General features: G+C 62.6%; 9 protein-coding genes. 1 reads left to right on the top strand and 8 read right to left on the bottom strand.

Translation table 11 applies throughout. The features are described from left to right. Positions 1–534 precede the first annotated feature (534 nt). From CQ14_RS29025 to CQ14_RS28990, 8 genes are all read right to left on the bottom strand, one after another. Positions 535–1338 carry a Cof-type HAD-IIB family hydrolase gene (locus tag CQ14_RS29025; RefSeq protein ID WP_057861233.1) on the bottom strand — a complete coding sequence of 268 codons (804 nt, stop codon included), beginning with the start codon at positions 1336–1338 and terminating at the stop codon, positions 535–537. Beyond that, a complete protein-coding gene (locus CQ14_RS29020; RefSeq protein ID WP_057861232.1) occupies positions 1335–1823 on the bottom strand; it encodes a gluconokinase in 489 nt (162 codons plus the stop codon). Before CQ14_RS29020 ends, CQ14_RS29025 begins: the two co-directional genes overlap by 4 nt. Before the next feature lie 29 nt (positions 1824–1852). After that, complete coding sequence (gene pgl, locus CQ14_RS29015; RefSeq protein ID WP_057861231.1) at positions 1853–2602, bottom strand: 6-phosphogluconolactonase; 750 nt, start codon at positions 2600–2602, stop codon at positions 1853–1855. 3 nt (positions 2603–2605) lie between these two features. Further along, the gene (gene zwf, locus CQ14_RS29010; protein WP_057861230.1) at positions 2606–4117 is read right to left on the bottom strand and encodes a glucose-6-phosphate dehydrogenase; all 1512 of its coding nucleotides are present in this window, start codon (positions 4115–4117) and stop codon (positions 2606–2608) included. Positions 4118–4123: 6 nt separating this feature from the next. Further along, positions 4124–5119 carry a phosphogluconate dehydrogenase (NAD(+)-dependent, decarboxylating) gene (gnd, locus tag CQ14_RS29005; RefSeq protein WP_057861229.1) on the bottom strand — a complete coding sequence of 332 codons (996 nt, stop codon included), beginning with the start codon at positions 5117–5119 and terminating at the stop codon, positions 4124–4126. Positions 5120–5128: 9 nt separating this feature from the next. Then, positions 5129–7975 carry a bifunctional transaldolase/phosoglucose isomerase gene (locus tag CQ14_RS29000; RefSeq protein WP_057861228.1) on the bottom strand — a complete coding sequence of 949 codons (2847 nt, stop codon included), beginning with the start codon at positions 7973–7975 and terminating at the stop codon, positions 5129–5131. 544 nt (positions 7976–8519) lie between these two features. Further along, positions 8520–8966 carry a DsrE family protein gene (locus CQ14_RS28995; protein ID WP_057861227.1) on the bottom strand — a complete coding sequence of 149 codons (447 nt, stop codon included), beginning with the start codon at positions 8964–8966 and terminating at the stop codon, positions 8520–8522. A gap of 92 nt (positions 8967–9058) precedes the next feature. Beyond that, positions 9059–9664, bottom strand: coding sequence for a hypothetical protein (locus CQ14_RS28990; RefSeq protein WP_057861226.1), 606 nt, complete (start codon positions 9662–9664; stop codon positions 9059–9061). Positions 9665–10168: 504 nt separating this feature from the next. On the opposite strand from CQ14_RS28990, the gene CQ14_RS46905 reads away from it, so the two are divergent. Beyond that, positions 10169–11030 (top strand): PrkA family serine protein kinase (locus CQ14_RS46905; RefSeq protein ID WP_488230450.1); only part of this gene is annotated, 862 nt, incomplete at its 3' end.

Below are 11030 nucleotides of genomic sequence, written 5' to 3'. Positions count from 1 at the left end.
GAATGGCACCGCAGACCACCTGAACCGGTCAACGCGTGCTCAAGTCTCGCGGAAACACCCAAAATCCTTGCTGTTCGACTGACATCCCGTCTCCATAAAAACGACCGACTTCTGCAAAGCCCTCGCGAAAGCGGGTGACCCAGTATTCCAGAGACATCAGTGATCGAATCGAGAAGCCGCAGCGTACTGGATCCCCCGCATGCGCGGGGGATGACGGGTGGTGTGCGGCGGCCCGCCAGGCAAGTCGCGCGAGCCGGCGCCCGTTCGCCGAGGCGGGCTCGGGCTGGGAGAGCCTGCCTTCATGGGAGGAGGCGGCGCTTGGACACCGGCTCGCGCTTGCCGATCGTGCCCGCCGAAAGGACCGGATTCGCGGCCGGAAGACTTTGACAATTCCTCGATTTATCCTTCATGCGGGCTTGATACGGCGGGAGCATAGCGTATTCGGGCGAAAGCCTGCCCCGATGCCGGTTCGCCTAGCAATCAAGTTTACGCAGATTGCGTAGACTTATCTGCGCAGAAACCGCGTCAAAACCCCTATCCGAGCTGCAATACCGTCTCGATGGCGGCCGCAAATCCGTCGCGCTCGTTGCTTTCGGTCACATGCGTCGCGCGCCGCTTGATGCCGTCGGCCGCATTGCCCATCGCAAACGAAACGCCGCTTTTGGCAAACATCGGCAGGTCGTTCTCCATGTCGCCGATGGTCGCTACCGCTGCGGGCGAAATGCCTGTCAGCCTGATCATGGCGTCCACGAAGGTGCCCTTGTCGTGGCCGGGCGGCGTGACGTCGAGATAGTAGGTCTGCGAGCGCACCGCGGTCGCCTCAAGGCCGACGGCCTCCTTCATCGCGGCCTCGCAACGCTGCAGCAGTGCCGGGTCCGAACTGGCGCCGACGATCTTGCAGGCCTCGTTAAGATGCGGCGTGAAGTCGGCGATGATGGTCGGGTCAGCCTTGATGGCCCGCTTCTCGTGCGGGACATACTCGCCGTCGGGATTGCGCGTGTACCAGCGTTCGTTGCTGAACAGCCAGATATCGACGCCGAACGCGTTGAGCACCTCGAGGCTGCGCTGCGCCACGGCAGGCGGAATGAGGTGCTGCTCGATCGGCTTGAGCTTGTTATCGACGATCGAACTGCCATTGAAAGCGCCGATCGGAAGCGTGATCGAAAGCGGCTCGATCAGAAAGCCCATGCCGATGGTCGGGCGGCTGGAGACGATGGTGAAGCCGATGCCGGCCGCGTGCAGCTTGCGCACGGCCGCCCTGGCGCGCTCGGTCAGGATCTTGTCGTGCGTCAACAGGGTGCCGTCGACGTCGGAAACAACGAGTGCGATTCGGGTCATTGGGAAACCAGGTTCAACTGACTGACGATGTCATCGACGATTGCCTCGACCGGGGTATCGATCGATACCTTGATCGGGCGCTCGTCGCTACCAGGCGGCTCCAGTGTTCTTAACTGGCTGGCGAGCAGGCCCGGCGGCATGAAATGTCCCTTGCGGGCCGCAAGCCGTTGCGCGATCAGTTCCTGCGTTCCCTGGAGGAAGACGATGCGGACATCCTCGCGCCCATGCACGAGAATGTCGCGATAGGCGCGCTTCAAGGCCGAGCAGGCGATCACGGCGCGCTCGTCGGACGCTGCGAGGCGGTCGATCTCGTCGGCAATCGCCTTGAGCCACGGCCAGCGGTCCTCGTCGGTCAGCGGGTGGCCGGCGCTCATCTTCGCAACATTGGCTGGCGGGTGAAAGCGGTCGCCGTCCTCGTAGCGCCAGCCGAGGCGTTTGGCGAGGTGATCGGCGATGGTGCTCTTGCCCGAGCCGGAAACGCCCATCACCACCAGCGCGCAAGGAGTTCTGTCGCTCAACCAAAATCCTCCGGAAGCGCGTCCCGGTCGACCAGCCAGATCGTCTCGCCGGCAGATCGCGCGCGGTTGGCGGGCAGGTTCTCGCCTGCGAACAGGCGCGTCAAGATCGCGCGCTTGGCTCCGCCAGCAAGCTCGAACAACATTTCGCGGCAGGAGGCAAGGGTGGGCAGCGTAAGGGTGATCCGCGGGACGAACGGCTCGACATTCGCCTTGGGGACGCCAACGACCCAGCGCGCGGTCTCGTCGAGCGCGGGATCGCCGGGAAACAGCGACGCAGTATGGCCATCGGGGCCTGCGCCCATCAGCACGAGATCGAACAGGGGACGTGCCGGATCGAGCGTGTCTGCGCCATAGAACGACCGCAGCTCCTGTTCGTAGAGGGCGGCGCCCCGGTCAGGATCAGCCGGGTCGGCGGTCGCCGTCGGAATCGGATGGATGTTGGCCGCCGGCGCGCATCCGTCCAGCAAGGTCTTTCGCGCCATGCCCATGTTGTTGAGCGGATCATCCGCCGGCACGAAGCGTTCGTCGCCGATGAACCAGTGCACGCGCTGCCACGGAATCCGGCTTCGATAGGTATCGCTTGCGAGCAATTGATAAAGCTGCTTCGGGCTCGACCCGCCGGTCAGGCAAATCGCCACGCGGCCGTTGTTGGCGGCCATTCGGGCCAGCACCCGTTCGGCCGCGGCCGCTGCCAGCGCCGCCGGATCGGCAACCGCAATCACGCGGCGATTGTCGTTCGCTGCCATCGCTCACCCGAGCTTTCGCCAGCTTCGGCCGTCGCGTTCAAGCAGATCGTTGGCTTCCTCCGGTCCTTCGCTGCCCGGCTCGTAGACCTTCAGCCCCTTACCGCCGGCCTTCTTCCAGGCATCGAGGAACGGCTGCACCGCCTGCCAGCCGGCCTCGACGCTGTCGGCGCGCTGAAACAGGATATTGTCGCCAATCATGCAGTCATAGATCAGCGTCTCATAGCCGGTGGACGGCTCGGCCTTGAAGTAGTCCTTGTAGCGGAACTTCATCTCGACGCCGTCGATGTTGATGTTCGGCCCCGGCACCTTGGTGTTGAATTGCAGCGCGATGCCTTCGGTCGGCTCGGTCGATATGATGAGGTAGTTCTGCGACAGCCGGTCCACCGGCGTGTCGCGGAACATCGCGAACGGCGCCTGCTTGAACTTGATGGCGATTTCGGTGCGCTTGACGCCGAGCGCCTTCCCGGTGCGGAGATAAAACGGCACGCCGGCCCAGCGCCAGTTGTCGATGGTCAGCTTCAACGCGGCATAGGTCTCGGTGGTGCTGCCGGGCGCGACATCGAGGGTCTTGCGATAGTCGTCGATTTCGGTATCGCCAATCCTGCCGCCCCGATATTGGCCGCGCACGGAATTTTGCAGCGCCTCCTGCTCGGTCTGGGTCTGGATCGCGGAAAGCACTTCGGCCTTTTCGGAGCGAACTGAATGGGCGTCGAATTTCACCGGCGGCTCCATCGTGACCAGCGACAGCAGCTGGAACAGATGGTTCGGCACCATGTCGCGCAACGCGCCGGTCGCGTCGTAAAAGCTGCCGCGATGCCCGACACCGAGTTTCTCGTCCACGGTGATCTGGATGTGGTCGATATGGTTGCGGTTCCAGATCGGCTCGAACATGCCATTGGCGAAGCGCAGCACCAGGATGTTCTGCACCGTCTCCTTGCCGAGGTAATGATCGATCCGATAGATCTGGTGTTCTTCAACCAGCTTGAGCAATTCACTGTTGAGCGCTTTTGCCGAAGCGAGGTCGGTGCCGAACGGCTTTTCGACCACCAGCCGGCGCCATGCGCCATTCTCCGCCAGCATGCCGGTGCGGCCGAGCTCACGGCTGATCGGCAGGAACGCGTTCGGCGGCGTCGCCAGATAGAACAGGCGGTTGCCGCCGGTCTGACGAGCGGCCTCCAGCGCGTCGAGCTGCCGGCTCATCGCATCGAACGTTTCGGGCTCCTTCGGATCGGCCTCGACACAGGTGACGCATGCAAGAAGGCGCTCGGCGATTGCATCGTCGACGGCGCGGGTGGCGAACTGCCGCAAGCCCTTCATCAGGCTGTCGCGCAGTTGATCGCTGGTCATGCCCTTGCGGGCGACGCCGACCACGCAGAATTTATCCGGCAGGAGATCGGCGGCCGCGAGGTTATAGAGTGCGGGAATCACCAGCCGGTGCGCGAGGTCTCCGGTGACGCCGAAGATGACGAAGGAGCAGGGATCTGGCTGTTGCCGTGCTGCTTTACCGACAGCCATGACAGCCTACGCCTTCGTATCAGGTTTCTTCGGCGGCTCCTTGTGGCCGCCGAAACCGGCCCGCATCGCGGACAGGATCTTTTCCGCAAAGGTGTGATCCTTGCGCGAACGGAAGCGCGCGTAGAGCGCCGCCGTCAGAACCTCCGCCGGCACCGCTTCGTCGATCGCCGCGTTGACGGTCCAGCGGCCTTCGCCGGAATCCTCCACAAAGCCGGAGTAGTTATCGAGCGTCTGATTTTCGGCGAGTGCCGACGCCGTGAGATCGAGCAGCCAGGACGGGATCACGCTGCCGCGCCGCCAGACCTCGGCAATGTCGGCGATGTTCATGTCGAAGCGATGTTCCGGAGGCAGCGCATCGATGTTGGCGTTCTTGAGGATATCAAACCCTTCGGCATAGGCCTGCATCAGGCCGTATTCGATGCCGTTGTGGATCATCTTGACGAAGTGCCCGGCGCCGGACGGGCCCGCGTGGATGTAGCCCTGTTCGATGCGGGGGTCGCGGCCCTCGCGGCCCGGTGTGCGCGGGATGTCGCCGATCCCAGGCGCCAGTGTCTTGAAGATCGGATCGAGCCGGTCGACAACGGCCTTGTCGCCGCCGATCATCATGCAATAGCCGCGTTCTATACCCCAGACGCCGCCGCTGGTGCCGACGTCGAGATAGTGCAGGCCACGTTCCTTCAAGGCCATGCCGCGGCGGACGTCGTCCTGCCAGAACGTGTTGCCGCCGTCGATGATGACGTCGCCAGGCTGCATCAGCTTGGCCAGAGCCTCGATGGTCGCCTCGGTGATCTTGCCGGCCGGCAGCATCACCCAGGCGGTGCGGGGCTTCTCCAGTTTTGCCACGAACGCTTCCAGCGTATCCGCGCCGGTTGCGCCTTCGCCGGCGAGCGCGGCGACCGCCTTGGCGTCCTTGTCGTAGACCACGGCGGTGTGGCCGTTCTTCATCAACCGGCGGACGATGTTGCCGCCCATCCGGCCGAGGCCGATCATGCCGAGTTGCATCTGACTTTCCTAACTGAGCGCTTCCGAAATCGCCGCATCGAGTGCGGCCAGTCCCGGTCCGAGGCTGCCCTTGAGATGGACGCGTAGCGCACGCCGGCCGCGCTCGGTGAGCACGTCGAAATCGCCGCGCGCCTGCGCCGCCTTGATGATGCCGAAACTCGCCTTCTGTCCGGGCACCGGCAGATCCTCGCCATCGTCGGCCGTGATCTGCAGGAACACGCCGCTGTCGGGGCCGCCCTTGTAGGCCTGCCCGGTCGAATGCAGGAAGCGCGGACCGAATTCGGCGCAGGTCGCGAGCTGATGCGTGTCGCGCACCGCGAGCCGCATTTTTTGCAGCGAGCCGATCGTGCCGGGATTGCGCGCGATATAGGCGAGCAGGGCGACGTAGTCGCCGCTGTCCGCACGCGAAAGCTGCGCTTTGATCCAGGAGCCGAGCGTGCCATCGGCGCCGGCCTTGCGCAGCTCGGCGGCGTTGTGCGCGTCGGTATAGAGATCGGCCTCGTCGGTCGAAACCACCGGCTCCTCCGCCGGCAGCGAGCCGGTCTTTTCAAACGCGCCGGTCAGTTCCCGCGTCTTGATCTTGGCCGCTTCCACGTCGGGCTGGTTGAACGGATTGATGCCGAGGACCGCGCCGGCCACGGCGGTCGCCATCTCGAACCGGAAAAATTCCTGGCCGATATGGTCGATCGATTTCATGACGATGCGGGCGACGGGATGTCCGGCTGCCTCCAACGCCTTGAGCCGGTCGTCATGCGAGGCATCGTCCTCGCCTTCGGTCCTGATATCGATGAAGAAGCGGTCGTTGCCGTAGAGCGAGGGGGCACCGAGCGGCTCGCCGTCGATCGGGATCAGCCCCTTGCCTTCCTTGCCGGTGGATTCGGCAATCAGTTGCTCGGCCCAGGCGCCGAAATCGGCGACCTTTTCGGAGGAGGTGATCGTCACCTTGTCGCGGCCTTCGAGGCCGGCGAGACCCATCGCGAGCCCAAGCTGCACGCCCGGGTTTTCATGCGGCGGCACATCGGCGCCGCAGGAGCGCACCATCGCGAGCGTGTGCGTAATCAGGCTGCGAACGTCGATGCCGGCGGCAGCCGCCGGCACCAGGCCAAACGGCGACAGCACCGAATAGCGTCCGCCGATCGTGGGATCGCCGTAGAAGATGCGGGCGAAGCCCTGTTTGATCGCATTCTTCTCCAGCGACGAGCCGGGATCGGTGACGGCGACGAAGCGATGGCCGGCCTTGTCCTTGCCGACTGTTTTGGCGACGCGATCGAAGAAGTAATCCTTCATCACGTTCGGCTCGGTGGTGCCGCCGGATTTGCTGGACACGATGAACAGCGTGTGGGCGAGATCGACCGCATCCTCCATCGCGCGCACCTGTGCGGGATCGGTCGAGTCAAGCACATGCAGCTTCGGAAAGCCGGACTTCTTCGCGAACGTCTCCGCCAGCACCTCCGGCCCGAGGCTCGATCCGCCCATGCCGAGCACGACGGCATCGCTGAAATTCTGCCCCTTCACGCGCTGAGCAAAATCCTCGTAGTTTGCGACGTCGGCGGCAGCGGGGCTGTCGAGCCAGCCGAGCCACTTGTTTTCGTCGTCACCGGTCCAGACCGATTTGTCCTTCTGCCACAGCCTTCGGATTTTCGCCGATGCGCGCCAGTCCTCGGTGCTCTTCTCGACGGCCCTTCGGATGCCGTCGCCGAGCGCGAGTTGCTGGTGGTCGATGCCGCCGCCGAGCGAGGCGGCGCGCTTGTTCGCGACCGCGCCATAGAGCTTGTCGGCGGCATCCGCGAACAGCTTGACGCCGTCCGTGACCAGCTCGGCGGTGATATCGTCGAGCGAGATGCCGGATTTTTCGAGCTCTTCCAGCACGCGCTGGGCATCATCGATATCTTCTTCCAGGCTGTCGCGCAGCTTGCCATGATCGCGGAAGGCATCGAGCGTTGCCGGCGGCACGGTGTTGACGGTGTTGGGACCGATCAGTTCCTCGACATACAGCACGTCGCTGTAGTCCTTGTTCTTGGTGCCGGTCGATGCCCACAACAGCCGCTGCGGCTTGGCGCCCTTGGCGGCAAGCTTCTCCCAGCGCGGACCAGAGAACAGGTGCTTGTAGTCCTGATAGGCGAGCTTGGCATTGGCGATGGCGACCTTGCCTTTCAGCGCGCTCAGCCGCTCCTTCTCGCTGGGGTCATTGGCCTTCGCGATCTTCTCGTCGAGCTGCTTGTCGACGGCGGTATCGATGCGGCTGACAAAGAAAGACGCGACGCTGGCGACGTGAGAAGGATCGCCGCCTTTGGCGACGTAGTTTTCGAGGCCCGCGATGTAGGCTTCCGCCACCTCGCGATAGACATCCTGCGAGAACAACAGCGTGATGTTGATGCTGATGCCTTCGCCGATCAGATATTCGATTGCGGGCAGGCCTTCTGGTGTGGCCGGCACCTTCACCATCAGGTTCTGCCGCTTGACGTCCCTCCAGAGCCGCTCGGCCTCGGCAATCGTTCCCTTGGTGTCCATCGCCAGATAGGGCGAGACCTCGAGGCTGACGAAACCGTCATTGCCGTTCAGGTGGTCGTACACCGGCCGCAGCACGTCAGCGGCATTCTGGATATCCTCGATGGCGACCGCCTCGAACAGGTCGGCGACCGGGCGGTCGGCCGCCTTGAGGGCATGGCTGATCGCACCGTCATATTCGTCCGAACTACCGATCGCCTTCTCGAAGATCGAGGGGTTCGACGTCACGCCCTTGACGCCGTCAGTGTCGATCAGCGCCTTGAGGTCGCCCTTGGCGACGAAGCCGCGGGCGAGGAAGTCCAGCCAGATCGCCTGGCCATGGTTTTCGAGTGCTTTGACGGGATTCATGGTGCCTGTTCTGTTCGATCGGTCGATTTTGGGGCTTCCGGCAGCTTTCGGGGGCAGGGCCGGAAAGTCAATATTTGGTTGGGTTTGCGGCCGGACGGGAGAGATTTTCCCTGCGATATTAACGCCATTGGCACCGGTTCGATCCCGCAAAATGGCTGGTCTTGATGCCGGCTGGCCGGTCGAACCGGCTTTCGGAATGGCGACACCAACGGGACAAGCACGAAGTTGTGAAGGAGCCTGTCATGAGCCGTTGTTTTTCGTCTCCCGCCTGCCTCGTGCTTTTGCCTGGCCTGCTCGCTCTCGGCCCGAGCGTGGCGGAAGCCGCCGGCGTCGGCGTGCATTTGCGGGCTCATGGGCAAAACATTCCGCGGGCGGTTGCAGGGGGACACAACCCGCATGTCGGCGTAGGAGCGGGCGCGCAGACGCCATCGCGACTGCATCCGAACACAAGAGGCATTCATCTCGATGGAGCGGGCGAAAGTGCGGCGACCAGATCGCTCAAATGAGCGGTCGACGTGAAACATTCACGTCAATCGGCAACACCTCAAGGTCGCAGATAAAGATAGCCTTGCGATTGCAATTCGGCGATCCGAACCACGCCACCGCGCTCCGCCGCCATGAAACCCGGCAACAGATCCTTCTGCGCGACATTCTGCGATTTCATCGTGTTGCTGCAGGCGGCGAGTTCGATTCCGGATTTGGCGAATTGATCGACGCGCCGGGAAATGTCGGGATTGGCGGACGCCGAATGAAACGCCCGCAACGCCTGGCCGTGAACCACCAGCGCGATCGTGACGTGATCGGGGCCGCCGACACCGTCGAGATGGTTCTGGATGTTGCCCAGCACGAAGCTCACCTTGTCGAGATCGTTGAGGTGATACACCACCTTCAATTTTGCTGATGGCGCTTCGGCAGCCGCGTTGGCGCGAGAGACGGCAAAAACCGCGCTGAGCGCCGAAACCGCGCCCCACAGCATATTGCGTCGATGCATAACGTCCTTCCAGCCTAACATGACGTCGTTCCAGCCCAAGTGGTGTAGTTCACAAACCTAAGTAGGTGCTTCACCAACCTATGTAGAGTGGCTCACTTGTGCCTGAGTGCCGCAAGCTCCTTGCGATCGGTCACCAAGTCGGAGCATTCGTGCAGATCGGCACGGTCAACACGGAAAATCTTGTCGTCGGCGCCGGCAACCAGATCGTCGCCGGCGTCTTCGTCGGCCTTGTTGCGTTGCCAGATCCTGATCCGCTCCAGCCGGATCAGCGCGGATCGCGCGTCCTTCATCGCCACCTCGATGCCGCCGCCTTCGCAATCGACGCCGCAGCCGAGCCGAATTTCGCCGCCGGAATTTTCGGCGACGATGTGACTGCAAAAGCCACTGGAATCGAAATTGCCGGCGCGGTGGCGATACTTGAAACCGAGGCGGAAGGAATAGTTGACGATCTTGTCCTCCGGCGCTTCTTCGGCTGTCACCAGCAGCTTCATCGCGCTGACTTTCTGCCTGGGGTGCTGCGCCAGATGGCTGGCGTCATAACGACGCACGAAGCAGGCATAGCTCTTGTGGCTGAACGGTCCGCTGAACATCTTGATGTCGAAGGTGGCGGCTTTCGCCTTGTCGACCGCCTCCTGGGCGAGAGAGACATTGGCTCCGACGAGGGAGGCAACGGCTGCGACGAACCAGACGAATTTCATGGCAGACTCGGATTAAACGCGCGGCACCGTACTTTAGTTGCAGGTGGCACAGGGTGCGTTCAACGCCCGGCCCGCGAAATGAACGGGTGTTAATCTTGGCCCTTTTGGCGATTGGCCGGCCTGCCGAAGTGACAAAAGGCCACCGTTCTCGCACCTTTGGGCCGCCCGGAATCCGGATTTTCTCCGCTTTGCTGCTTCAGACTGCCAAAGTCGCCGTCGAATCGAGCAGTGCAGTGCGCAGAATCGTTAAAAAACCCCTTATCGCCCACTCGGTATTAGCCCGGTGCAAAATGTTGCCGCGCGGATACAACGGGAGCGAAATGGCACCGTATCTTTACGAGGCTGAGCCGCTTAGCACGACTATTGCATTGCATTGTGATCTGGCTCGCGTGTCCAATCAGTGCAGGTGCTTATGGTGATTCGCGAGACGGAAGCTGTGACGCTCCGATACTGGAACCCGACGGTGCGTCCGGCATTTATCAGGTGACCATGGAGAGACGGATCATGTACAACGATTCTCTGTTCAATGCTTTCGCCCGGTCCTTCGAAGCTAGAAGCCAGACCGATATGTCGATGGCGGAATATCTGGAGTCGTGTCGAAACGATCCGATGCGATATGCCAATGCTGCGGAGCGACTACTAGCTGCGATCGGCGAGCCTCAGATGATTGACACGGCCAAGGACCCTCGCCTTGGCCGTATCTTTTTGAACCGCACGATGCGGCTCTATCCGGCCTTCGCCGGCTTCTACGGCATGGAAGATACGATCGAGCGCATCGTCGGATTCTTCCGCCACGCAGCTCAAGGTCTCGAAGAGCGCAAGCAGATCCTCTATCTGCTCGGTCCGGTCGGCGGCGGAAAATCGTCGCTCGCCGAACGCCTCAAGTCGTTGATGGAAGTTCACCCCATCTACGTGTTGAAGGCCGGCGATGAACTGAGCCCCGTGTTCGAGAGTCCGCTCAGCCTGTTCGATCCGGAATCGCTGGGACCGATGCTTGAGGAAAAGTACGGCATTCCGCGCCGCCGCCTCACTGGTCTGATGAGCCCGTGGTGCTACAAGCGCCTCGAAGCCTTCGGTGGCGACATCTCGCAATTCCGCGTCGCCAAGATCCAGCCGTCGCGGTTGCGCCAGATCGCGATCGCCAAGACCGAGCCCGGCGACGAAAACAACCAGGACATCTCGTCGCTGGTCGGCAAGGTCGACATCCGCAAGCTGGAGACCCTCGCCCAGAACGATCCCGACGCTTACAGCTATTCCGGCGGCCTCAATCGCTCCAACCAGGGCATTCTCGAATTCGTCGAGATGTTCAAGGCGCCGATCAAGATGCTGCATCCGCTGCTGACGGCGACGCAGGAGGGCAACTATA

Source organism: Bradyrhizobium lablabi (genome assembly GCF_001440475.1).
Taxonomy (GTDB): Bacteria; Pseudomonadota; Alphaproteobacteria; order Rhizobiales; family Xanthobacteraceae; genus Bradyrhizobium; species Bradyrhizobium lablabi.
This window is presented reverse-complemented; position numbering and strand designations above follow the sequence as displayed.